Consider the following 26,592-nt stretch of genomic DNA (forward strand, 5'->3'; position numbering starts at 1 on the left):
CCTTAACAAAACTTAAAAATCAGGCACAAAAAAGGCGGATTAAGTTATAATCCGCCTTTTTGTGCCTGATTTTGCTGCTGTTATTTCACTTTCGTTTCAAGCCATTTTCTGGCATTCACAAAGGCTTCCATCCAGGGCGACACTTCATCCTGTCGGCCCTTCGGATAATTGGCCCACTGCCATTGCAAAAGCGAGCGTTCTATGTGTGGCATCATTACCAAATGTCGGCCTGTCTCATCGCATATCATGGCCGTATTGTAGTCTGAGCCGTTGGGGCAGGCAGGATACGTGTCGTACGCGTACTTCGAAACGATCTGGTATTTATCCTCCAACTGTGGCATGCTGAAGCGACCTTCCCCATGCGACACCCAAACACCCAGCGTGCATCCGGCTAAGCTGGAAAGCATAACCGATTTGTTTTCCTGGATGGTTAAAGAGGTGAAGATGCTTTCGTGTTTGTGGCTCGCGTTATGAAGCATTTTCGGCTTTTTATCGTGATCCATGTTGATCAGGCCTAGCTCCACAAACAGCTGGCAACCATTGCAGATACCTACCGACAAAGTATCTTCGCGCTTGAAGAAGTTCTCAATGGCAGTTTTTGCTTTTTCGTTGTACATAAAAGCGCCGGCCCATCCTTTGGCTGAACCCAGTACATCTGAATTAGAGAAGCCACCTACTGCGCCAATGAACTGAATATCTTCCAGGGTTTCTCTTCCGGAGATCAAATCTGTCATGTGCACGTCTTTCACGTCGAAGCCTGCCAGGTACATTGCGTTGGCCATTTCACGTTCAGAGTTACTTCCTTTCTCGCGAATAATGGCCGCCTTTATTTTTGGTTTGGAGGTATCGATTACCGGCTTCCTGCCATCAAATCCTTCAGGGAATTTGTAGATCAGTTCGTGCTTCTTGTAATTGTCGAAGCGTTCTTTTGCACTTACCGGACCACTTTGTTTTATATCCAGCAGGTACGAAGTTTTAAACCAGGTATCGCGTAGTCGGGCAATGTCGAAGCTGTAAGCCTCTGATCCATTTTTAAGTTCGAGGGTGGCTGTGCCGGTGCTGCTGCCTATTTTGTGGAATGGTACCTTGCTGGCTTCTAATGTTGCTTCCACGTCTGCCGGTGCCTGGAACACCACGCCAATGTTTTCAGCAAATAGCACTTTAACGCTGTCTTCCTCGCCCAGAGAAGTCAGGTCGATCGAAGCGCCCAGGTTGTTGTCAGCAAAGCACATCTCCAGTAGGGTCGTGATCAGACCACCGCTGCCAATATCGTGGCCTGCGGCAATCCTGCCCTCTTTAATTAATCCCTGCAGCGTGTTAAAGGCGTTCTTAAACAGGGAAGCGTCAGTAATATCAGGCGTTTCGTTGCCGATCTTATTTACCACCTGCGCAAAAGACGAGCCGCCCAGCTTAAATTTATCGTTTGATAGGTTGATATAATAAATATTGCCTCCCTCTTTCTGCAACACGGGCTCCACTACTTTGCGTATGTCGCTGCAGTTTCCTCCTGCCGAGATTATTACCGTACCGGGTGCGATCACGTCCTCGCCTTTATATTTTTGCTTCATAGAAAGTGAGTCCTTGCCGGTCGGGATGTTTATCCCGAGGTCGATGGCAAAATCAGAGCAGGCCTGAACGGCTTCGTATAAACGGGCGTCTTCTCCTTCGTTCTTACAGGCCCACATCCAGTTGGCAGAAAGCGACACGCTTTTAAGGCCATCTTTCAGAGGAGCCCAAACGATGTTGGACAAAGACTCGCCGATGGCGTTGCGACTACCTGCTGCCGGATCAATTAAGGCCGAAACAGGTGCATGACCTACCGAAGTGGCAACGCCCTCTTTCCCCTGAAAATCCAGCGCCATTACACCGCAATTGTTAAGCGGCAATTGCAGCGGCCCGGCGCATTGCTGCTTAGCCACCCGGCCACCCACACAACGGTCTACTTTATTGGTGAGCCAGTCTTTGCAGGCTACGGCCTCTAACTGTAGCACCTGCTCCAGGTAGGCATGAAGCTGATCTTTATCATACGTTACCGCCTGGTAAGTCCTTGCCACAGACTTGTCGGCCATGACCACTTTAGGAGAGCTGCCAAACATATCGGACAGCTCAAGATCCATAGGCTTCTCCCCTGATGAGGCTGATTCAAACGTAAAGCGGTGATCGCCGGTAACGTCTCCAACGGTATACATCGGGGAACGCTCGCGGTCAGCTATTTTTTGCAGCGTAGCAATATCCGCCTCGCCTATTACTAATCCCATCCGCTCCTGCGATTCGTTGCCTATAATTTCTTTGGCAGAAAGTGTAGGATCGCCAACAGGCAGTTTATCGAGGTCTATTTTCCCGCCGGTTTCTTCCACCAGTTCTGAGAGGCAGTTCAGGTGACCGCCGGCGCCATGGTCGTGGATAGAAACAATGGCATTATGCTCGCTCTCCACCATACCCCGAATAGCGTTGGCGGCGCGTTTCTGCATTTCGGGGTTGGAGCGCTGAATGGCATTCAGTTCTATGCCTGTGCCATGCTGGCCTGTGTCGGCAGAAGATACCGCCGCACCACCCATGCCTATGCGGTAGTTTTCGCCGCCCAGTATTACAATTTTATCGCCTTTTTTTGGTTGATGCTTTTTGGCCTGGCTGGCTTTGCCGTAGCCTACCCCGCCGGCCAGCATAATTACCTTGTCGTAGCCCAGTTTCCGGGGGGCTTCCAGGTTATCAGATTTTTCGTCGTGCTCAAATGTCAAAACCGATCCGGTAATAAGTGGTTGCCCGAACTTGTTGCCAAAATCAGTGGCGCCGTTAGAAGCCTTTATCAGGATATCCATGGGTGTTTGGTACAGCCACTCTCTCTCCTGGGTAGCCTTTTCCCAAGGGCGGTCTTTTGCCAGGCGAGATAGAGCCGTCATGTAAACAGCTGTGCCGGCAAGCGGAAGCGCGCCCTGGCCTCCTGCCAACCGGTCTCTGATCTCGCCTCCCGATCCGGTGGCGGCCCCATTAAAGGGCTCCACCGTAGTCGGGAAGTTATGGGTCTCGGCTTTGATGGAAATAACCGATTCAAAATCGCTTACCTGATAGAAATCTGGTTCATCGGCACGCTTTGGAGCGAACTGCTGCACCACCGGCCCCTTAATAAAGGCCACGTTGTCTTTGTAGGCCGATACGATATCGTTCGGGTTTGTTTCTGATGTTTTGCGGATTAGCTTGAACAGCGAACTTGGTTTCTCTTCGCCATCTATCACAAATTTGCCGTTAAAGATTTTGTGGCGGCAGTGCTCCGAGTTAACCTGCGAAAACCCGAACACTTCAGAGTCGGTAAGCGGCCTGCCCAATCTTTCGGCCAGGTTATTCAAATAATCCACTTCTTCATCGCTCAGCGAAAGTCCTTCCTGCTTGTTGTAGGCTGCAATATCTGTAACGGGCAGCACAGGCTCCGGCTGAATATGAATGGTGTAAATATCCTGATCGAGCCCCTGATACTTCTGAGAAAGCATGGGGTCGAAATCGGTAAAATCTTCTGTTACTGTCTTAAATTCCTCTATCCGGATAATTCCCTCAATGGCCATATTCTGCGTAATTTCCACCGCGTTGGTACTCCAGGGGGTAATCATGGCAGCACGGGGGCCAACAAAAGAACCGCTTAGCGTGGTTTCCTGCAATAATCTGGCATCGCCAAAAAGCCATTCAAGTTTAGTAATATCTATCGGGCTTAGTTCCAGCTCAGTTTGGACTGCGAAAACTGTTTCAGGCTGACTAAAAAAGAAATGAAGCATGCTTAAGTATTTAAGCTACAAAGTTAACGTTTAATTTAAAAACAGGCTTACTCCGGAAGGGAATATCTTTAGGACCTGCTGCAGGCTCAGCAGACCCGGCCGGACCCAGATCTGCTGTGAGCCTGGGGGTTGAGGCGAATCCAAAATCAGAAATTAAAGAAGGCTGCACCTCTAATGCTGCGAGCATCCTGAAATCTGGTAAATCTCTGGGGCAGGGGCTCTATAGTTGGGATTGGGGACCGATAAAAAGATCCGGGCAAAGGAAGTCTTATGTCTTATGTCCTACGTCTTGTGGCTTAAAAAAGTCTCCGGAGCTCATCATGTAGGGAAAAGCAAGTCGCTGGTGCGAGCTTGCCGCTCGTACCAAATGTTCCTTACGGCTACAGCATAAAAGAATGGATCAATAACAAGCTGCTTTGGCCCCTTCTGGAAAGGCAGGGATAGGAAAGTACGAGCGGCAAGCGCGCACCAGCGCAAAATTCAGGAAACAGAAGCCTTGTTTATCCCTGCAAGATGTGCTCCGGAGGGGCAAATTCATTAGCATAATTTGGTTAATGTGCTGATGTGCTGATTTTTTGATGGCTGGTTGTTAAATGATTGATTTATCAAGGGGTTGATTTGAGGATGAGGAGATAGATTATCAGTGCAGGCCGAGCACAAGTCCTCACGCGCAGGTCTTATTATGTAAAGGAGAGTCTTGTGTCCTGCATCTTCTGTCCTTTTAAGCAGCAGCAGGCTCCGGAGGGGCATTTTCATTAGAATAATTCATGTAACCCAATAAACAACGCGTTAGCTTGCTTGCCTTTACCCCGGAAAGCACCCCGGTTGCTGCTTGTCGAACTGCTTGTAGGTGAGCACAAACTCACGGTGCCTCAAGGCTTCTGAACGGGTAGGCTCGCCATTGGCTGTATTTCTGATACAGTCCAGGATCTCTTCTCCTACCTCGTCTAAAGTTGCTTCGCCGGAAATTATTTTGCCCGCATCCACATCCATGTCCTCCTGCAGCATCCGGAAGGTTTTCGGGTTCCCACAGATTTTAATGACCGGAGAAATAGCCGACCCTACTACCGAGCCTCTGCCGGTAGAAAAGAGAATAATATGCGCTCCGCAGGAAATAAGCTCCGCTATCTCGGCATTGTCGTTGATATTCGGAAAGCCGAAAAGGGGCTCCCCGTCAGGTACGACATCCAAAAGGAAGAGGCCTGGCTGTGGTGGCCGCTCTGTGGGTTTAATGATGCCCGAAATAACCGCATCTCCGCTTTTTGAATACGCCCCCATAGATTTTTCTTCGATAGTGGATAGCCCGCCTGTGGCATTGCCGGCAGAAAAGCTGTCGTGCCCCATTTTTTTATAGTATATATCTGCTTTATCAACCACCTGAATAAGTTGCTCGGCCAGGGCCTTACTGGCAGCCCTGCCTGCCATAATGTATTCGCACCCGATGAGCTCCCCGGTTTCCTCGAAAATAGCCGTTGCCCCATCTGCAATAAGTTTGTCGAAGGCCTTACCAATAGCCGGGTTGGCACTTATGCCACTGGTCGCATCTGAACCGCCACAGATGGTGCCAACGATCAGCTCCTGCAGCTGCAGCTCTACCCGGGGCACTGCCTGCATGGCGGCGTAGGCCTCTTTTACCCACGCCACTCCTTTATCTATTGTTTTCAGGGTGCCGCCCGTGCTTTGGATGGTGAGCGTGGTTACCGGCCGGCCAGAGCTTTTTACGGCTGCTGAAATGCCGCTGATATCCAGGTTCTCGCACCCCAGCGAAACAAACAGCACGGCTCCTACATTAGCATGCGTACATAAAGTTTTGAGCATATTGTTAGCGTATTCGTTAGGAGCACAGCCTCCAAAGCCGATCACATGTACCTCCTTGTCCTTAAATTCAGAAGCAATTTCGCGGGCGACATGGTGGGAACATTCTACTGTGTAAACCACCAGCAGCACATTCCGGATGCCCTTTTCACCGTTATTTCGTAAGTATCCCAACATGTTTCTCAAATCTTACCTGTACTGAACTTTCTGTTGCTTTGCCTGAGAGCCTATTGCCACTTGTTGCTAATAATTGCTCCCGATATTATGCACATGTACATGTTCTCCTGCCTGAATATCTACCAGGGCTGAACCGATTGGGCTGCCATATTTAATGATTGGCTCACCCCGGCCTATGGCTGTAAGGGCCACTTTGTGGGTAAAGGGAATATCGTTTAACACCACCACGGGAGGATGCCCTTCCGCCAACTGGCAGGCAGCGCCTCTTACAAGCGGCTGCAAAGCTACTGCCACATTATCGTTTCTATTGATTTGTAAAATTGTAGCCTTCATTAAACAGGTCTCACTGGAAAAGACAAAAATACGATACCAGCCACGAATCAGGTTATCTGAATGGATTTATTATCTGGCACAAACAATTTTAAGGACAGCCAGCATACCAGGTAAGATCCGCTGGCAATACCAAATATGATGTAATAGCTACCCGTTGCCTCCAGAATCAGGCCGACTGCTGCAGAGAAAACCACACCGCCTAAAGCCCCTGCAAAACCGGCAAGCCCCACCATAGAGCCAACCGCATTTTTAGGGTATATATCCGATACGATGGTATAGATGTTGGCGGCATAGCCCTGGTGCGCAAAGGTGGCCATGGCAATTAAGGCGACAGCTACCCAGAGGTTTGAGGTAAAGGAGGTAAAAAAGACAGGCACCACCAGCAGCGCCATCATAAATATGGTCAGCTTACGGGCAGCAACAGGGTCCTTTCCTTTTCTGACGTAATAAGACGATACCCATCCGCCTATAATAGAACCGCCATCGGACACAAGATAGATGATCACGATAGGCAAACCTATGTTGGTTAAATCGATGCCGTGGTTTGAATACAGGAACTTAGGAAGCCAGTACAGAAAAAACCACCAGATCGGGTCGGTTACGAAACGGGCCAGGCAAATGCCCAGCGTCTGGCGGTGCGCCAGCATTTTTCGCCAGGGCAGATGCTGCGTAGTCTCCTCCTTGTCCTGCAAAATATAGCTTCTCTCGGCGTGCTTTAACCTGGTGCTCTTCTCAGGGCGCTGGTAAAAGGGAATCCAGAAGAGCAGCCATACAAAGCCAAAAGTCCCTGTAATGATAAAGGCCCATTGCCACCCCCACTTCAGCGCAATAAAGGGCACGATGAGCGGTGCCACAATAGCCCCAATGTTAGCACCCGAGTTAAAGACACCCGTCGCCAGGGCTCTCTCGCGTTTGGGGAACCACTCCGCCACGGTTTTCACAGCCGCCGGAAAATTGGCAGACTCTCCTATTCCGAGAGCAAAGCGGGCCAGCGAAAAAGTAGAAACACTGCTGGCAGCCGCATGAAACATACAGGCAATACTCCAGACAATAACGGCCACTATGTACCCCAGTTTCGTGCCTATTTTGTCTAATAAACCACCCATCGAAATAAGCCCGATAGCATAAGCAGCCTGAAACGACATGATGATAAAACCATAGTCTGCCTCCGACCAGTTAAAAGTGGCCTGCAGTTCAGGAGCCAGAATGCCCATCACCTGCCGGTCGATGTAATTGATAGTGGTAGCCGCGAACAGCAACGCCACCACCCACCACCTGTGCCTGCCCACCTTTTCTTTTATGGCAGAGGTTGCTGACTTAAAACCTGCTACCTCTTTTTCCTCTGTTTCTCCTGCTTTTTCTTTCATACCTGCCGGGTTAGAAGGCGTAAGCCGCGCCGCCGTCTACAGGCATCAGCACGCCATTTATGTAGCTGGCAGCACCGGAAGAAAGGAAAAGGGCGGCATGCCCGATATCAGCTGGTTTTCCGAATTGTTTAAAAGGAATACGGCCCATAATCTTTGCTTTCCGCTCCGGGTCGGCCTCAATGGCCTTGTGCAGCATATCCGACTCTATCCAGCCGGGAGCTATAGCATTTATCCGGATGCCGTATTTACTATAGTCGGCTACCATGCCCCGCATTAAACCGGTGAGGGCTGTTTTGGCTGTTGTATAAGCCACTACCCGATCCATGGCCATAAAGGCCGACATGGAGCTTATCAGGAGAATGGAGCCTTTGTTCCGTTGGCTCATCCGGTTGGCCACCTCCCTCGACAAGGAAAAAACGCTCAGCAGGTTGGTCTGCAACACCGCCAGGTACTCCTCATCGGTGGTTTCGCTCATTGGCTTTTTGAGGTGGCGCCCGGCATTGTTTACCAGGATGCTAACAGGCCCCCATTGCGTTTCTACCTGCTGTACAAAGTCGGGGATACCTTTCTGCTCTGAGATATCATTCACCAGATACGTGGCATTTTCTCCTAGTTCAGCCACGGCTTTTTGGAGCACCTCTTCTTTTCTGCCGGAGATAACCACCCGGGCTCCTGCCTGCACAAAAGCAGCGGCAATCCCGAAACCTATACCTGTTCCACCACCAGTTATCAGCGCCAGTTCGTTTTTCAATGATAAAAGATTGTTCATGGTAACGATTTGTTTTACATGATCCCGAATTTTCTGAAGGCATCTACCGTACTCATCCCCTCCTCCAGCGCCTGCTGCACCAGCTTTTCGCCACGTGCTTTTTCGATTGCCCCGCTGAAGACCTCCTCCACTACCTCCTGCGGCACAATCAGCACGCCATCTATGTCGCCAAAAACAACATCGCCGGGGCTCACCCGGACGCCATTAAACTCAATCGGGATTCTGTAGTCCAGTACCTTGCCGCGTGGCCCCTGGTCCTGGGCATAACTGCCAAGCGAAAAGCAAGGGAAATTTAAGCGCAGTATTTCCGAAGTATCGCGCGAATAACCGTCTACCACGGCTCCGGCAGCGCCTAGTTTAAGGGCGCGGGTACTCATCAGGCCGCCCCACAGGGCATAGCGCGGCGAAGACCCGGAGCAGATGTACACCTCCTGCGGCTGCAGGCTATCGAGGGCCTCGAACATGAGCCCGAAAGGCTTTTTCATCAGGGGGTTGTTAGATCCGGAGGCAACTTCCTCAAAAACATCTGCCTCCAGCACCGGCATAGCCCGGCCTATGACCACCATGCTGCTGTGCAAAGGTTTTATTGCCGGTGCAACAAATTGATGCAGGTATCCGAGTTTATCTAAAATATCGCCCACCAGCGCCGTAAACAATTCTTTTCGGGCTATAGCGAATAGTTCCTCATCATTTTTCCAAAGAGACATAATAAGAGCGTGTTAAAAGATAGATAGTGTGTTTAATTCTGTAGTGTTCAGCCAGATCCTTCCGTTTTCAAAATCCGGGATCTTAGCACTTTTGGTTGGCTATTTTGCTTCTTTCTGCTGGTAAGCGGTGCAGTTCCTGTCTATTTCATCCCAATCCAATTCAACGCCAAGCCCGGGCTTATCCGGCACATGAATATAGCCGAGGCTATCGACTGGCAGCGGGTCTTTCATAGGAAACTGAAAGACGGTTTCGGGAATAAAGTATTCAAAATACTCACAGTTTTTAATGGCACAGCTCACATGTAAATTCGCCATTTCCAGGGGGCCGGTGGTGGTGGTATGGATCTCGCAGCGCATTCCAAACGCTTCCGCCAGGTGCGCGATTTTCAGGGTGCCCGTGATGCCGTGCTTCCACGACACATCGGCACGCACAATATCGACGGCCTTTTGCTGAATGGCCTGGGCTACGCCCCAATGGCAGCCCCGGGTAGTTTCGGTGCCGGCGATGGGAATGTCGAGTGCGGCCGTAAGCTGGGCATATTTGTGGAGCTCGAAGTCGCGGAAAGGCTCTTCGAACCACAGATAATCCAGCTTCTCCAGGTGGCGCCCCACCCTAATGGCTTCTTCCAGGGAATACTCCCCCACCGGATCAGTCAGCAGGATGGCATCTTTGCCCAGTTCATCCCGCAGGGCCTGGTGTACTTCCATATCCGTTCTCCAGGGGCCGGGCGGGTGCGCTTTATAAGCGTTGATGCCACGATTTGCATAGGCCTTTGCTTCTGAAATATAATCTGCTACCTCGTTATGAAACAGGCCACTGGCATACACGGGCAAAGAAGTGCGGTAAGCGCCCAGATATTTATACAGGGGCAGGTTGGCGGCTTTAGCGGCCAGTTCCCACAGGGCTACATCGATGGGGCCAGGCAGGTAAACCGGGAAGAAGGTGATATGCCGGTCGATGGTCCAGAACTCGTGCCAGATCGCCTCCCGCTCATAGATGCTCCTGCCCAGTATGACCGGGAAAATATTGTCGTGCAGATAGCTTTCGGTAACCCTCCCCGATCGGGCCGCCACGGCACTTACCTCGCTTACCAGGCCGGTATCGGTGGTTATTTTCAGAACAACAATATCCCAGGGCATGGGGCTGCGGCCTGTCCTGCTGCGGTCGAATAAGGGGATATTCCGTTCTACCAGCCAGGTTTCTGCCTTTACAATAATATGATCCGTCATCTAATAAGTATCAGGTTGTGGGTCAGCATCATCAGCTATCAGTCAGGTTACAAGGGGGGGCTGCCAACAGCAGCCCGTTCAGCAGAACATGCCCCAAAGCCCGTTAGACTAACTAACAATTGTTAAACAATATAAATAAAACTTATCGCTGAATCCAAAAGGTTTCAGCCTTTTTCCTGATTTTCCCTGTGCATTAGCCCGCCTACAATTGGCGTTCCCGTGCCTTGACTCTTTACAAGCGTCTTTGTTTTATGCGTGCAGAGGATGCAAAATGGTTTGGATTGGCAAAGCTCATGCACCTGGCAGCACAACTAGCTTGGCAACAGGTAAAGGCAGGCTACCGACACTACTACCGGCGCCTACTGGCCACAGCAGCATTAAAGCAACCTGTGTGGCCACCAAGGAGCAACGGCAGCAGAGCCTCTGGAGGGCCTTTTTGATTGGAATAATTTGTTTAATGTGCTGATGGATTAATGTGCCGATGTGCTAATTATTCGGTTTGGAGATAAGAAAATTTGAAGATGAATGACCAGAGCGCGCTCTAAACACTCATAATTCTAAACTCTTAAAAAGTCCAGTGTCTTATGTCCTGCACCGTGTGCCCTTTTTAAAGAGCAGCCGGTCCGGAGGGGTACTTTTATTCAAATAATCTGGTTTGGCAGCAACCTCCAGGCGCGCTGTTTCCGGATTGATCGGCTGAGAATGGAGAAAAAGGGAATGATCTATGGGGGCAAAGACAAAAAAGACTGCAAGCTTTTATTTTGCAGGGTGCCTTATCAGAACTGGCATCTGAGGGTTTCTGAACAGATATTTAACCCAAAAGCCGCCTCTACAAAACGTATTGGCGGCTTTTGGTGTCTAACTATAAAACGGGAGGAGTTTTATCCTCATCCATAAATCGTTTATTTTAAAATATATTCGCTCGGGTATCGGAATTTGCTTCACCTTTTGTACAAATAACAAAATGTCGTGACATGTGTGTCGTTTTTATCATGGTGATGCCATTCATGGTTCCGGAAAGTTTAGTCGCAGCCTAAATGAGGGAGGAGTATCGCTGCGATTTACTTCACGATGCACTTTGTATTAGTCAGCTCTTGGTTGAGGTTCCACCCGGAATAGATGTCAACTCAGATAATTTGCCAGATTTAAGGACATACTGCCCTTCTTTAGAAAGCAGCTTTATTTTAGTAAAAGGACTTTCCGGAAAGTAAATAGCCGTCATGACTGTTTTGCCGCCATCAGCAAATAATTCCACTGAGGCCACATCCACCACTAAACGCAAGTCAAAAGACTTATCAGCAGCTATTCGGGGACCATACTGTACTCCGCCAAACTTGTCGGAGAAACCCTGATCGCCTGCATCGGTTCTGTCGATATAGTACTGGTTCTGGCTGGCATTGTACCCTATCAGCACCTTCTGATTTTGGTCGTTCGATAGTTCAATGGCGAAATCTCCGGCAGATGCTGTTGGCTCCAGTTCCAGGTTCAGGTCGAAAGTGGCGGTAGGGGCAGGAAACTCGGTAGATAGATCCAGGGATCCGGAAACTGACTGAGCCTCCAGGTTATGTGCGGTTCCCATATATTGCTGCAGTTCTTTCACCGGCTCAGACACCACGCGCAAGCCGGCAGGTGTGTTCTCCAGTGTTAGGGTGCGGGCTATGGTCAGGGCGCTGCGCCAGCTTTGAGTGGGCACTACGTTGGCATAATCCCAGTTGCTCATCCAGCCTATAAACAGCCGTCGGCCATCCTGCTCCGGCACGTTGGCCCAGGTTACGCCGGCGTAGTTGTCGCGGCCATAGTCGAGCCAGATGCCTTCGTGCCCTTTTCTGTCTCCTGAAGTGGTTGGCTTGCTGCGCAGGTCGGCTTCAAACTGCTTATCCATCACAAATTTGCTCCCGTCAAAATCGCCGATAAAATATTGCGTGGCCGATCCTCCGTTTGGCCCTCCGGGATTTATGCTCACCAGCAGCACCCATTTCTCCTGTTGTGTTCCCTCTACAGGCAGCTTGAACAGATCAGGGCATTCCCATACTCCGCCGTGCCCACCAATTCCTTTCCCGAAGTCGCTTTCCAGTTTCCAGTCGAGCAGGTTTTTGGAGGAGTAGAAGCTGATATGATCGGCTACGGCCAGGGTCATGATCCATTTTTTGCCCGCCTCGTACCAGCTCACCTTCGGATCTCTGAAATCGCGGATGCCGGGGTTCTTCACGACCGGGTTCTTTGCATATTTTTCCCAGGTGCGGCCGTTGTCGAGGCTGTAGGCGATGCCCTGGGTCTGGTAATCGATGCGGCCCGCTCTCTCGCCTTCCATGTCGTGGTAAGTGTAAATGGCGACCATGGCCGGATTGTCTTTGGTGCCCAGGCCGGAGGTGTTGTTTACGTCTACCACGGCACTTCCGGAGAAGATCATACCAAGGCTGTCCGGGTACAGCGCAACGGGCAGGTGCTCCCACTTAATGAGGTCTTTGCTCACGGCATGGCCCCAGTGCATGGGTGCCCACACGGTGGTATCGGGGTTATGCTGGTAGAACAGGTGGTACTCTCCGTTGTGGTACACCATGCCGTTCGGGTCGTTCATCCAATTGGCTGGCGGTGTAAAGTGGAACTTCGGCCTGTGCTGTTCGTCGGTGGTTTCTGTCTGCTGCAAACTGGCTGTAGCGGTGGTTTCGGTTGTGTTTGTGCCGGTGTTACAGGCAAATACTGTAGCAGCTGCCAGTAGGGCAAAACTATTTACTACTTGTTTAATTTTCATCGTATTGCTTGATTAAATGATGGTCGATTCAAAGAAAAACTTAAGTGTGCAGGAGCAATTATTCTAATAAAAAACGCCCTCCAGAGCCACTTTCTGCTCCTGATCCGGCTTTGATGAGAGGGTTTCTCACGGAAGGTAATTAGGTACTTGCGAGTACCTAATTTCAGAAATTAGACTCTTATCCTATCATTCTAAGAAGAAACAACTATTCCGGCCCCATCAGACTTACCTCACTAAATTCAGCCTGTGTTCCCTGGGCAAAAACTCCCCATTGTTTGCCAGGCATGCCATAGATGCGGTTACTCAGCGCTGCCTTGCCGTTTATGTACACGACGCACACCGTTCCGTCTATCACCACCTCTACATCGTATACTGTATCGGCTTTAAAATCAAATGGCACGCGGGTTACTTCTTGGGTGTTCCCTCCTGCCACTTGGTAGGCTGCCACCCGCCCACGCTGCGGCTCAAACACTATCCGGTAGGCTTGTTCCGCAGGATTATCAGCGTTAAATATAAAGCCGGAAGTACCGGTCTCATTATTCACTTTTAGTTTGGCGTGCAACTTTCTGGAGCCGTTGACCGGGCTGAAGGTGTAGTAAGCCTCGGTACCGCTCCCGTTCAACTGATAGGAATTTCCGCTTGCTGCTACTGTTCCGGCCGACTTCTGTACCTGAAGCGTGAGGTTCTTTTTAAAGATATCAGAAACTGCCGAGGGTACTTTAACACCCAGTGTTCCGTCTGCCTCCTGGGTCAGTTCGTGAATGACCATGTTGCCGGCCCACTCCTTGTTGCCATTGTCATTCTCCGGGAGCCTTCTGGCCGTCCATCCAAAGGCATAGCGCTTGTTGCCATCCGTCTCTGTTTTGGCCGCATAAAAGAATTCCCCGTCCAGCATGTCGTGGGCAGGCGTGCGCCAGGGCCCTTCAGAAGAGTCGGCAATGCGGTAGTGGGTGCCCTTGTTTGAGCTCCAGTTCTCAGAGAAGAACATGTACCAGTAGTTTCCCATCTTAAAGATGTCGGCGCATTCCATCATCAGGTACCGCTCCTCCTCCGTGGTGGTATAGACAGGGCCTTGCACTGCCCAATCGTTTAGGGCCGGGTTCCTGGAGGTGAAGAGCAGCACAACCGCCTTTCGGCTATCATTCGTCTGGGTGCTCTGCAGCATCCAGTACTCGTTTTTCTCCTGGTTGAAGAAAACATGTGGATCTCTGAAATCGAAATTGTAGTACCCGGCAGGAGCCGTTAATTTAAAAGAGGGATCCTTGGTCCAGGTTTTCAGGTCTTTGCTGGTGGCATAGAGCACACTTTCACGCGGGTTGTTCTGCACAAAGGAGGCGTTGCCGTTATGGCCCGTGTAATACATGTAGTAAGTATCGCCTACTTTGATGGTGGAGCCGGTACCGATGGCGAAGTCCGGTTGCGTGGCCGTGCCAAACGGGATCATCTCCCCACCATAGGTGAACTCTGCCAGGTTAGCGCTTTCGAATTTATGAATGGCATGAAAACCCTGGCCCGCCGGTTTGCTCTGCGCATCGTGCAGAAAGAAAATGTGGAACTTTCCGTTATCGAAATAAGGCATGATATCGCCTACCCACCCGGTGGTGTTATAGGGGTTGGTGGTCCCCATCCAGCCAGTGGGCGGTTTAGGATAAAAGCCCACGGCCTTGTCGCTGCCGGTAACCGGTGTTGTCGTGTTCCCGGGCTCAGGGCTCTCTTTGCTGCAACTACAGGCAAACAGGCCCAGGCTCAGGGCCGCCACCGCCCAACTCTTCTTCAACTTCATCATGATTGTTTTTCATTTACCGGCCTTCTGACCTGGTTCCTGGAATTTTGCCAGCTCCTGCTTTGGACAGGAGCTGGCAATTTAAATTACTCCCCTAAATATCGGATGGCATTCTCAGTCAAACGCTCAATGTTGTGCTTATAGCCGTTCGACTGGCTCGGGTTTCCGCTCGCATCCGGCTCATTGAACCAGTCATAGGCACCGAAGGCGATAATGACCGCATTGCCGTCGGTTGCACTGCCCGGAAACTCGGCAATTCCCACACGGCCGTTCAGGTGATCATCCCATGACTCGCTAGCCAGGTTTATGCCTCCGGTCTGCTGTCTCCAGCCAGCCCCGTCGCCATAGCCTCCCCACTCATTCACAAACCACCAGGCGGTATGATTCAGCCGGAAGGTCCCTTTCTCCAGCAAATAGGCTTTGCCAGTGTCATAGGTCTCCAGTCCCTGGAAGACCGGATGGCCTTCATTTCCCCGGAAGGAAATACCCCAGGAGTTGTCTCTGTCTACAAACCCATTGGGCAGGAAGTCTCCGAAAACGTTGTTTGGTCCTTTGCCCTGCGGCACCAGGCCGAGCGCCTCCACATAGCGGGTGGCGAACGTAGTGAGCAGTAGATTGCCGCCTTCCGCACGGTAAGCCTTAAGGGCAGTTACTACCCTGGCATCCAGGGCAATGGCCGGAAGATCCGTGGCGGCATCGTGGTGCCACCAGATGACGGCGTATTCACTTAGGCTTCTGCCACCTGCTACATCCTGGAAAGAAATAAAAGACACATCGGAGAATTTGTTGAACAACCAGTCTGCCGCCTCTTTCTCATCGGGGTTGCTGATGGCGGCCCTGTTTGCTGCCGTGCTCAGGTACGCCACGGTAAGTCCTGAAGATTGCCTGCTCACCGTAACCGTATACTGCGTGCTGGTGCTGCCCGAGCTAACGGTATACACAACCGGCTCCGAAAAATCAACCGATTCGCCGGATGGCGGGTTAATTGAAACGCCAGTAGATAATTCAATCTGAGGCTCGAGGGCCGTAACATCAGCATCGGCAGGCAGCACCAGCGAAATGGTTCTGGCTGTATTATCGATAGACCCGTTGACACCATTTATCGCAAACCGAAGAATCGGCTGCAGCACCTGTGCCCTTACCCTGTATTTTTTATACAGGTTTCCGTTCATAACAGTGTACTCCACCACACGGTTAAAGTCCGCAGCTCCAACTGCCGGCGTAATGGAGGCCCCTTCTGGTAGCGTAACGGCAGGTGTCACAGACGTAATGCTATTGCCGTAAGGAATCGTTACCAGCACCTCCCCGGTATTCTGATTGATATCTCCCTCAACGCCGTGAATCCGAAACGATTCCATGCTCACAGGCACATTGATTACAAAGTCAGGATTGTCGAACTCCTCCTGGCATGAGAACAGCAGCAGGAAAATGACTGCCAGAAAGCCATACCTGGACTTGCCGGCCTTTTCAATAAAATTACGTTGCATAATTGAATCTCCTTATTTCTTAAATTCTTTCGTTTAATTTTCTATGTGCTTATAGCCTTGCTTAATTTTCAACTTCTCTCCAAATAGAGGATAATTCCCAGGCCTTCAACTCTACTAAGGTAGTCGGAGCGTCAGTGGAGAATAATTCTATACCTGTCTGCTGCTCTCCCGGAAATGTAAGGGCGCTCAGCACCACTTTCCCCTGGTTGGTAAAGATCTCTACCGACGACTGATCCACGAGAATGTGCAGCCGGAGCTGGTTATCTTCAGGTTCAACCACAGCATGCAGTTTCGTAGCGAAAGCTTTTGTAAATTCCGGCTTTGATGTAAAGTCAGTGCACTGAGTCCTGTCCACACTCAGATTAGAAGTTGCAGGGTCGTAGGAAATGGCTAGCTTCCGACCCTCCCCAACCAGCAAATTAAGTCCAAAGGTTGAGTGGGAACGTGTGTCGAAAACAACTTCCAGTTCATACACATTTTTTGACGGTTGGAAACCCGGGAGCTTCTCGGTTCCACTAATGGCTCTGTCCGACACCTGGTAAATATCCTGTCGAAGTTTCTGCAGAGCCGGGATTGGTTTTTGTACGATCCGGTTTCCTTCCGGAAACGGCCTGATGGTCATATTTCTGGGGACTGATTCAAAGCCTTTGCCCCAGGAAGTAGGCACCTCTCTGGCGTAGTCCCAGTTTCCCATCCAACCTAGCATCGTGGTTTCGTTAAGCACCTGATCCACATCGCGCCAGGTTCTGGCTGCGTAAAAGTCAGGGCCGTAATCGAGCCACAAGGCGTGCTCCAGGTTTTGATTGTAAAGCACATCGGAGAACAGAATATGGTCCACCGCTATACCTCCCCAGTCATCTCCGGTATAGTCATCCACTACTTCAATCGTCGCTTTCCTGCCCTTCAGGTCCTGCACGTCCCAGCCGTTCCATTTAAAAACATCGCTGTTGTCGCCGGTAGTTGTCCGCACCACTTTGCCATCCACCACTAAGTTGACACATATTTTCCCCGGGTGATTTCCACCTGCCACTAAAAAGTTAATGGCGTTATCTCTGATCTTAAAGGCAGGAGAAACGAGCTTTCCTTTACCTTTTGCATCTTGATGCATGGAGCTGGCATATCCTTTCCCTAAGTGGGCAACAGCGTCAGCTTTAGTGGGTGCAGGTGCAAACCCAGTTCCAATCCTCTTCCATTTCCCGTAATTGGTCTCATCAAATCCCGCAAACAATTCTCCCTGTAACCCCTTTCCCTCTGTCAGGTATGCGGCAGTTGCTTCGTCAGCCCTGAATTCTTTTCCATCAAAGTCCCCTATGAAATACTGCACCCGGTTCGGCCCCCTACCGATCAGCATGACCCACTTCTTATTCGCAGCATCACCATCTACCGGAAGTTCAAAGAGATCGGGACACTCCCAGAAAGAGTTCTGGGCACCTAGGGAGCCAAACTCACTCAGGTACTGCCAGTCTTTCATGTTCCTGGACTCATAGAGATGAATCTTCTGGATGTCGGGCAGCGAGACAGCCATGACCCACTTTTGCTCCGGCGCGTACCAGAAAACCTGCGGGTCCCTGAAAAATATCTTACCGATATCCAGCACCGGATTATGCTCATAGTAATGGAAGTTAATACCATCCTTGCTGACAGAAAGCGCCTGCGTCTCGGGCAGCGAGTCTCCTCTGAAATGCCTGGTATAGACCGCGATCATGCTTTTTTCCCCGAATCCTGCTGTGTTTTCCTTATCCACAACGACCGATCCTGAGAAATAGGAGAAGGACCCATCATCTCCTTTCATCGGGTGGGGCAACTCTTTCCAGTGGACCAAATCTTCCGAAACGGCATGCCCCCACCAGAACAAATGGTACTTCCCTTCGGTGTATACCAAGCCGTCCGGGTCACCGATCCATCCCTTTTTAGGGCTGAAATGATACTGCGGCCTGTATTTCTCATTGTACTGCGCCTGCAGATCTTCTACCGGAAGCAAGCAAGAAAGTGCCAGGCAAGCCACTGAGAGAGTAAGCGATCTTTTCATATCCTGTTTTTGATGAATTTATCCTGGTTTTTGCAAGGTTCTAAAAGGCAGCTCACCGCCTTTTAGAACCTTGAAATTTTTAATAATTCGGATTCTGCACGTAGCGCTGCTCGCTCCAGAAAATCTGGTTCTGAGGGATCGGCAGGTATTCATGCTTGCCTTTGGTAAAGTTCCCGTCTCGTAGAAACTCTCTGCGGGTCTTCTCCTTTTCCAGGTAAGCATTCATCACTTGGTCGGCCACGCCCCATCGCACGAGGTCGAAGAACCGGTTACCCTCCAGGGCCATCTCCAGCCTGCGCTCGAAACGCAGGGCCTTGCGGGCATTTTCCTGGGTCCAGGTTATGTTCACTCCGGGCTCGTATGGCTTCACCTCGTAATTGGCAAGAAAACCTCCGGCTTCATTTTTCAGCCTGTTGGTACTGGCTTCTGCCCGGCTGCGGATTTGGTTAATAAGCGGTAGAGCCTCATCCTGGCGACCTAATTCTATCAGGGCTTCGGCCTTAAACAGCAGGACATCCGCATAGCGTAAGACGATCCTTGGTTTTGTGTTTCCATAGAATGGATCCACATTCACAAAGCCATCATCATCCGGCGAAACATTCTCTTTCAGGGAATTATAGTAGCCATAGATTTGCGGTGTGCGGCTCCAGCTCTCTGTAAAAATGCGGTCTGTCTCGTATTTCCAGGGGTTTCCCGGACGCGCCACTGTATGGTCAAGTCTCGGATCCACAGTGTTCTGTGAAAAATCTACATTCGACTCATTAAACGTGTCGAACAGCGGCACCCCCTGCGCACTGGTCTGGTAAGCATTCACCAGGTTCTGGGAGGGCTTCTGAAAATCGCAGCAGCCCAGCCCCTGCGGCACCGTGAGCATATCACCGTGGTTGAGGCGGCCTCTGCCCACGCCGTCGTTGGTGGAGAACTGCACGGCAAAGATCGACTCCACGCCATTCTCAAATGGACCTGGCAGGAAGTTGTTGGCAAAGTCAGGCTGCAGACCATAGCTGGAGGCAATCACCTCGTCGGCGGCGTCTATCACCTGCTGTAAGCGCTGTGCGTTAATGTTAACAACAGCGTGCTGGTCATTTTGCTCGTATGCCTGGTACAATCTGGTTTTAGCAAGGTAAGCATTGGCTGCCACCTGATTGGCACGGCCTACCTGTGGCTGGCTTGGCGGAAGGTTGTCTGCTGCGAACTCAAAGTCCTGCGCTATTTTTTCCCAGAGCTCATCGCTCGTAAACTCAACGTTCGTCACGAACTTGTACTGTTCGGCCGGCACATTCTCATCCATGTAAGGTACACGCTTGAAGAGGATCTTCAGTATAAAGTAATAGTGGGCCCTTAAAAAGCGTACCTCAGCTTTCCTGACATTGAGCAAGGGAAACTGCTCCTCTGTAAAGTTGTTCAGGATACGCAGGGCCTCGTTTGTCCTTCTCACCCCTACATAAGTTTGGAACCAGATGCCATCAAGCTCCCACATATCAGGCCTGATGTTGCTAAACGTTTCCATGAAGTGGAATCCCTGACCGTCTCCTGGGTCGCGGCCACCTTTGTAAGCATCATCGGCCCGCACGTTACCATAGGGCCAAAGACTGAAGGCCCTGTTGATCTCATCATTGCCTAACTGCGAGTAGGCGGCCATTACAAATCCCTCGGCATCCTGTGGCGTACGGATCTGATCCTCATTCAATACGCCTCTTGGATCCACATCCAGGATGTCTGAACAGGAGGAGCTTATCATCAGGGCCCCCACCATAATTGCTATAAACTTTTTCATATATGCTCTGTTACAATTCATCTTTTACTTATAATCTGATGTTCACGCCTGTGGTCAGAACCAACGGGTTGGGATAACCGAAACCCGGGCTTTCAGGATCTATACCCGTGAATGTTTTGCTTTTCAAAAGTATTCCCAGGTTGTCGCCTCCCACATACACTCTTAAAGATTGCAGGCCTACTTTACTTGTGAGTTGTGTAGGCAAGGTGTAGCCCAACTGTGCGTTGCGCAGCTTTAAATAGGATCCCTTCTCGATGAAGTAAGTGGAGAAGCGGGACTCGAAGTTGTTATCCACCAGAGAGATCATCGGGATATCAGAATTAGGGTTCGACGGAGACCAGGCATCCAGTAAGCGGGCTCCTTTGTTGGAGCCTGTTTCCGACACGCTCCAGAAGTCAGTAGCATATTTAAAATCATTCACTACATCTATCCCGGAAACACCCTGCAGGAAAATATTAAAGTCGAATGCCTTGTAGCGGGCAGAGGCGTTGAACCCATATGTGAAGTCCGGATGCGGCGTGCCGATCCAGGTGCGGTCATAGTCATCCACTATGCCATCATCATTCAGGTCTTTGTACCTGATTCTGCCTAAGCCTTTGCCTGGTTGCGCAGCGTGTCCATCTACTTCCTCCTCAGTTCGGAACAACCCGTCTGCCACATAGCCAAAGAAGGAGTTTCTTGGTCGGCCCAGGATATTCTGGCCTCTGCCATCACCGCCGTAGGCGTTCACCACCTCGCTTGGCAAGTGGGTGATCTTGTTGCGGTACATGTCAAAGTTGGCGTTCAGGTCCAGGAATAGATCTCCTATCTGGGTGCGGTTCCCTAGAGTAAGTTCTAATCCTTTGTTCTGCATGGAGGCGCCATTCACCCACTGGTTACCGCCTTCGCCTAAGGTGCCGATGTAGGGCGGCAGTAAGAGAATGTCTGATGTTTTTCTGATATAGGCTTCCGCACTACCATATAGCTTCTGGTTCAGGATTTCGAAATCCAAACCTAAGTTCGACATGGTGCTGGCTTCCCAGCGAAGGTTTGGGTTGGCGTTCTGCACCAGCTTGAAACCGGAGGGCAAAACCCCGCTTTTATTGCCGTTGATGTCATAAGAAGTGCCCGCGTAGTCAGTCAGGTACAGGTTGTAAATGGCATTATTATCTATTTCCTGGTTGCCTGTCATGCCCCAGCCGAAGCGCAGCTTCAGATCATCAAAGAATGTTATGTTATCTTTAATAAAGCTTTCTTCGCTTAATCTCCAGCCAGCGGAGAAGGCAGGGAACGTACCAAATCGGTTGTTCTGTCCGAAGCGGGAGGAGCCATCATACCGGAGCGTGGCAGAAACCAGGTATTTGTCTGCGAAGGAGTAGTTAGCCTTTCCGAAGTACGACAGCAGCACATGCTTGGCACCCCTTCCGCCATTGTCCTTAATGCCTGTTCCGGCGTCGAGGTACATAAAGGCATCATCTTCCAGTACAAAGTTCTCCCTGGAAGCCCAGAAGATATTTTCATTATCCTGAAACAATTCTGTCCCCACCACAGCATCTAATCTATGCTTTCCGGTTACCAGGCTATAGTTTAATGTGTTGGACCAGGTGGTTTTTACGCTGTGGCTCTGGTTCGATTCCAGCCGGTTCACCGGGTTGTTCAGGTAGCCTGACTGGTAAGCCTTCCGGTATCTTCTATGGGTGTAATTGCTATAATCCACACCAAAGTTTGAACGGAAAGTCAATCCTTTATAAAGGTTTACATCAGCAAAAAAATTACCGAACACACGCATAAAGTCATAGTTGTTCTGCTTGTTATCTTCTAATAGCCGAACAGGGTTCTGGCGGTCGTTCATGCCTCCTACCGGGCCACCCCAACCCAAGCCATCCACGGTGCGCACCGGGATAATCGGTAGGGCCTGCATGGCCTCATTCATAGGGCCTGCACCCACTTCAGATGACTTTGTAAGGCTTAAGTTTTGTCCAACTGTTACTTTGCCATTGAAAAACTTGTAGTCAGAATTCAGGCGGGCTGACAGGCGATTGAACTCAGATGTCTTGATCACACCTTTGTTATCGAAGTAGCCAATCGACAACAAATAGCTGCCATTTTCTGTGCCGTTCGACAGGGAAACATCATAGTTCTGGATAACCCCAGTGCGGGATATTTCATCGAACCAGTCGGTGTTGGACGATTTCATGGTCCTGTTCGCATCGAGGTACTCCGGCACCAACACCTTGTTCAGCACGGGCCTTCCGCTCTGCGGATCCACACCCCAGTCGAACATATACTGCACACTGTTGGTGTTAGGGTCTGACTCATTGTTGATGTTTGCCTGCCATAAGGCTTTCCCGTATCCTTCCGTGTCCAGCATCCGGGTGCGGGTCGTGAAGGAGGAGATGGACGTGTAGGCATTGGCATTAATTTGGGTCTTGCCTGTTTTACCACGCCTGGTTGTAATGATGATCACGCCGTTGGCTGCCCTGGAACCGTAGATACTGGTGGCAGATGCGTCTTTCAGCACCTGCAGCGACTCTATGTCGGCAGGGTTAAGTTCATGCATTCCTGCTTTGGTCGGCACACCATCAATGATGTACAGCGGGTCGTTGTTGTTGAGCGTGCCAATGCCACGTATCCGGACAGTGGCGGGGGCGCTCGGAGACCCGTTACCCGTGATATACATACCGGCGACCCTGCCCTGCAAACCTTTGATCGGGTTCGCCACAGCCTGCCGGTTCATATCTTCCACATCCACCACCGACACAGCGCCGGTCAGGTCTTTTTTGCGTTCTGTCTGGTATCCTGTCACCACAACCTGATCCAGGGTCACCCGGTCTTCTGCCAGTGTGATCGTCAGGTTTGTCTGGTTCCCCACCGGTACTTCCTTCGAAAGGTAACCCAGGTAAGATACGATCAGCACATCACCCGCAGCAGCCTGTAGGCTGAAATTGCCATCAATATCGGTGGCAGTTCCCCTGGAGGTACCTTTCACCCCTATGTTCACGCCTGGTAAAGGTTCATTCGATGTACCATCGACGACCCTTCCACCAATCGTTTGCTGCTGGGCTTTGCTCACAAATGATTGTAAGCTCATAAAGCAGGCAAATAATAGAAATAGTTGTTTTTTCATGATTAAGACTTTATATGTAATCTTATAGAATTGTTACCTTGTTATTCTGGTTCTGAGTTAAAATTTCATTCCCGACTTGTTCCTCTCTCCTTTTCAGAACCTGCCGTTAGACTATCCCCTACCATGTGTAAAGTACGTTTCATTTTCTCCTCCACCTCCAGCGGATCATAGGCAGGTGTAGCACCGTGCCTGGTGGCTACAAAAGCTCCCAGTAGGCAGGCTCTCTCCAGCGCCTGCGGAAGAGAGCTGCGCTGCAGGTAGTTGGTCAGGAAGGTGGCCAGAAAGGCATCGCCGCTGCCAATGGTGTCCTGTACCTCCACCTGGTAGCCAGGGTGCTCGTAATAGCCGGTTCCGTCCAGCACGGCGGCTCCTGCTGCCCCCCGTGTCACGATGAGCAGCTTTAGGCCAAATTCCTTCCGTACCAGTTCCATCTGCTGCTGCTCACCGCCTGCCACATCGAACCAGCCAATGATCTCCTCCAGCTCCTGATGGTTCATCTTCACGATGTCGGCCTGGTGCAGCAGGGCCTTCAGCAGTTCCTGGTTGTAATGCGGGGGGCGCAGGTTCACGTCGAACACCTTTAGCCGGGCCAGGGGCAGGTAGCGCAGCAGCGTCTCGCGGGTGGTGGCGCTGCGGGCGGCCAGGCTCCCGAAAATAAACACGTCGCATTGCCTTACCAGCTCCGCCACCTGCTCGTCATATTGGATGTAGTCCCAGGCCACGGGCTCCACGATCTTGTAGGTCACCTCGTTCTTGTCTGAGATGTTGGCCTTCACCACACCTGTCAGGTGCGTCTCCCCCTGCTGGATCCAGTCAGTCGGGATGCTTTTCTCCCGCAGGTATGCCAGTAGTTCTTTTCCCAGGTCGTCGTTGCCCACCCGGCTGATGACGACTGGCGTAAAGCCATTGTAGGATAAGTGAATGGCCACGTTCATGGGCGCGCCACCCGGCATCTTGCCAGTGGGAAGTACGTCCCATAAGGTCTCTCCGAAACAAATGATATGCTGTGTCATGCGTTGGTGTGTATAGGATAGTTGTCTGCTAAAAAACGATATGGGCTGCTACTGCCTCTGCTCCTGCCGCAGGTACCTGCTTAGTAGGTCTTCGATGTCTCCACCAGGTTCCCGAGCTCCTGCTTCTCTGTCTGCTGTCCGATCTGCTCCAGGCTCACTCCTTTCGTCTCGGGCATGATCTTCCAGACGAAGAGCAGCTGCAGCACCATCATGCCTGCAAAAATGAGGAAAGTGGTACCTCCGCCCAGCGTAGTAGTGATGTAGGGAAAAGTAAAGGCGATAACAGCCGCCATGAACCAGTGGGTAAAGCTGCCAAGGGCCTGTCCGCTGGCCCGCACGCTGTTGGGAAATATTTCGGAAATGAACACCCAAATAACGGCCCCCTGCGAGAAGGCGAAGAAGGCGATGTAGCCGAACAGGTACAAGGGCACCATCAGGCCGCTGAAGCGCTCGGTGTAAAAAGACCAGGACACCAGCCCCAGCGTCACGATCAGGCCTACAGAGCCGACCAGCATCAGCGTCCGGCGCCCTACCCGGTCGATCAGGCTCAGGCCAACCAGCGTGAAGATCAGGTTCACCAGCCCGATACCGGTAGTGGAAAGCAAGGCTGCATCTTTTCCCAAGCCAGTCATTTCGAAAATACGGGGGGCGTAATAGATGATGGCATTGATGCCTGACACCTGGTTAAAGACAGCGAACAGCACCGCCAGCATCACCGGCACGCTGTGGCTCCTGGCGAACAGCCTGTTGCCCGAAGGCGTAGCCAGGTCGTGTGCTTTGGACTCGGTAATGGCTTTTAGCTCAGCGTCAGCCGTGGCAGGGTTAATGAGCATCAGTACCGCCCGGGCTTTCTCGATGGCCCCTCTTTTTACCACCAGCCAGCGCGGGCTCTCCGGCACCAGCACCACCAGTGCCACGAACAAGGCAGCCGGCAGGGCTTCTATTCCCAGCATCCATCGCCAGGAATTCGGGCCACTGCCTTGCAGCAGGTAGTTGGAGAAATAGGCGATCAGGATACCCAGCACTACATTAAACTGAAACATGGCCACCATGCTGCCTCTTTTCTTGGCAGGGGCAATTTCACTTATATACAGAGGCGCTGCCACAGAAGAGGCCCCCACCCCTAAACCTCCGATAAAGCGGAAGAACAGGAAGGAGTACCAGTCGGTGGCCAGTGCCGAGCCCAGCGCCGAGATAAGATAGAGTACCCCGATCCAGAAGAGCGTGTTCTTGCGGCCAAACCTGTCTGACGGGATACCTCCGAACAAAGCGCCTAGCACCGTGCCGATAAGTGCAATGGAAACGGTAAGCCCATGCTGGAACACGTCCAGCTGCCATAATTCCTGGATAGACTGCTCGGCCCCGGAGATAACAGCGGTATCAAACCCGAACAGGAAGCCTCCCAGTGCTACTGTTACCGACCAAAATAAAATTCTTCTCTCATTCATCGCAACGTGTTGTTTTTTTATCAAAACTAGCTGCCTGCATGAGAATCCTGTTTTAGAATTGATTCAATAATTTTAGGAAATCGATCTAATTCAATTTATGGCAAAAAAATAGCTTTAAGGCCCTTTGGAGGCTACTAAAAAGTATAATTAATTTCCCGCCGGCTTTCAAAATCGTATCACCCTTTCGATATCTTGACATAAAATACTCGCTAACGTTTGTTATTTTATAAGTCTGATGAACTAAAGAACGTTCGTAGAAACCGGGAGCCGGAATGTGGCTTCGGAGCACCTTTAATTTGGCGCCGGAAGATATACCTGATCTCGGCCCAAGCAAAAAACAGAGGCGGAATGGGCTCAGGCATTTTTTGCACCGTCACTGCCAGCGCAAAGCCTCTCCGTAAAAGGTCGTACAGGTTTGTTTCTATCAGCAGCATCAAAAGCAGCAGAGGTCTCAGGAGGGGGTTTTTTATTGGAATAATTGATCCGGCAGGGAGACGCAGCAATAGCCTCCGGGAGCATTCAGGTGCTGCGGAGGGCACTTTTGATTAGAATAACCCAAGTTGTGCGGTAGAGAGCCTTTCTGACTTTGTCCCTTTGTCCTCCTGAAAGGATCTTGTGGGCGAGAGCCTAAGGCAATGGCTACTGGCCTGGGGCTAAGTTAGCATAGCTACTTGTTAAGACTTGATGGTAGAAGCAGCTTGTTTCATGGCCCGTGCCTTTGTTCTTTTTGTTTTGATACAAAAAGAACAAAAAAAATCAAGACGATTTTGTTTGTCGAGGGCCCCTAACACCACTCGCTGAACGCTCTTTGTAGAGGGCCCCACCCCCAACAAAAAATCGTCATTTGTGCACCTGGCCTGCCTTTCCGGCGTTGAGCATAAAAGTATATTTATTCAACAAGGAGGCGGAATAGGCTTTAGGCGATTTGGTATAAGACAGGGGCTAACCTGAGAACGAGGCTGAAGCAGCCTGTACTGTGAGCCAACTCAGATTATTCGAATAAAAAAGGCCCTCCGGATGGCTCTGCTGCTGTAA

At 50.9% G+C, this 26,592-nt stretch carries 15 protein-coding genes; all 15 read right to left on the minus strand.

The window, feature by feature from the left end; genetic code table 11:
• Positions 1–80: 80 nt before the first annotated feature.
• A complete protein-coding gene (gene purL / locus FJM74_RS19985) occupies positions 81–3,764 on the minus strand; it encodes a phosphoribosylformylglycinamidine synthase (RefSeq protein ID WP_187264409.1) in 3,684 nt (1,227 codons plus the stop codon).
• An 804-nt stretch (positions 3,765–4,568) separates the two neighbouring features.
• Positions 4,569–5,756: a UxaA family hydrolase gene (locus FJM74_RS19990; protein ID WP_187264410.1), complete on the minus strand. Its 1,188-nt coding sequence runs from the start codon at positions 5,754–5,756 to the stop codon at positions 4,569–4,571.
• 66 nt (positions 5,757–5,822) lie between these two features.
• Positions 5,823–6,050, minus strand: a complete 228-nt coding sequence (locus FJM74_RS19995; protein ID WP_206684071.1) for a UxaA family hydrolase — start codon at positions 6,048–6,050, stop codon at positions 5,823–5,825.
• Positions 6,051–6,136: 86 nt separating this feature from the next.
• On the minus strand, positions 6,137–7,456 hold the full coding sequence (locus tag FJM74_RS20000; RefSeq protein WP_187264412.1) for an MFS transporter: 1,320 nt from the start codon (positions 7,454–7,456) through the stop codon (positions 6,137–6,139).
• Positions 7,457–7,466: 10 nt separating this feature from the next.
• A complete protein-coding gene (locus FJM74_RS20005) occupies positions 7,467–8,225 on the minus strand; it encodes an SDR family NAD(P)-dependent oxidoreductase (protein ID WP_187264413.1) in 759 nt (252 codons plus the stop codon).
• Positions 8,226–8,239: 14 nt separating this feature from the next.
• The gene (locus tag FJM74_RS20010; RefSeq protein ID WP_187264414.1) at positions 8,240–8,932 is read right to left on the minus strand and encodes an RraA family protein; all 693 of its coding nucleotides are present in this window, start codon (positions 8,930–8,932) and stop codon (positions 8,240–8,242) included.
• A gap of 99 nt (positions 8,933–9,031) precedes the next feature.
• Complete coding sequence (locus FJM74_RS20015; RefSeq protein ID WP_187264415.1) at positions 9,032–10,162, minus strand: enolase C-terminal domain-like protein; 1,131 nt, start codon at positions 10,160–10,162, stop codon at positions 9,032–9,034.
• A gap of 1,087 nt (positions 10,163–11,249) precedes the next feature.
• Complete coding sequence (locus FJM74_RS20020) at positions 11,250–12,914, minus strand: glycoside hydrolase family 32 protein (protein ID WP_187264416.1); 1,665 nt, start codon at positions 12,912–12,914, stop codon at positions 11,250–11,252.
• 205 nt (positions 12,915–13,119) lie between these two features.
• Entirely contained in the window at positions 13,120–14,700 is a 1,581-nt protein-coding gene (locus FJM74_RS20025) for a glycoside hydrolase family 32 protein (protein WP_187264417.1), read from the minus strand.
• 83 nt (positions 14,701–14,783) lie between these two features.
• Complete coding sequence (locus tag FJM74_RS20030) at positions 14,784–16,184, minus strand: DUF4960 domain-containing protein (protein ID WP_187264418.1); 1,401 nt, start codon at positions 16,182–16,184, stop codon at positions 14,784–14,786.
• Between the two features lie 61 nt (positions 16,185–16,245).
• Complete coding sequence (locus tag FJM74_RS20035; RefSeq protein WP_187264419.1) at positions 16,246–18,213, minus strand: glycoside hydrolase family 32 protein; 1,968 nt, start codon at positions 18,211–18,213, stop codon at positions 16,246–16,248.
• 79 nt (positions 18,214–18,292) lie between these two features.
• Positions 18,293–19,990: a RagB/SusD family nutrient uptake outer membrane protein gene (locus tag FJM74_RS20040; RefSeq protein ID WP_187264420.1), complete on the minus strand. Its 1,698-nt coding sequence runs from the start codon at positions 19,988–19,990 to the stop codon at positions 18,293–18,295.
• A gap of 28 nt (positions 19,991–20,018) precedes the next feature.
• Entirely contained in the window at positions 20,019–23,096 is a 3,078-nt protein-coding gene (locus FJM74_RS20045) for a SusC/RagA family TonB-linked outer membrane protein (RefSeq protein WP_187264421.1), read from the minus strand.
• 65 nt (positions 23,097–23,161) lie between these two features.
• On the minus strand, positions 23,162–24,109 hold the full coding sequence (locus FJM74_RS20050) for a carbohydrate kinase family protein (protein WP_187264422.1): 948 nt from the start codon (positions 24,107–24,109) through the stop codon (positions 23,162–23,164).
• 80 nt (positions 24,110–24,189) lie between these two features.
• Entirely contained in the window at positions 24,190–25,557 is a 1,368-nt protein-coding gene (locus FJM74_RS20055) for a sugar porter family MFS transporter (RefSeq protein ID WP_187264423.1), read from the minus strand.
• Positions 25,558–26,592 lie beyond the last annotated feature (1,035 nt).

Source organism: Pontibacter beigongshangensis, from assembly GCF_014332515.1.
Lineage (GTDB): Bacteria > Bacteroidota > Bacteroidia > Cytophagales > Hymenobacteraceae > Pontibacter > Pontibacter beigongshangensis.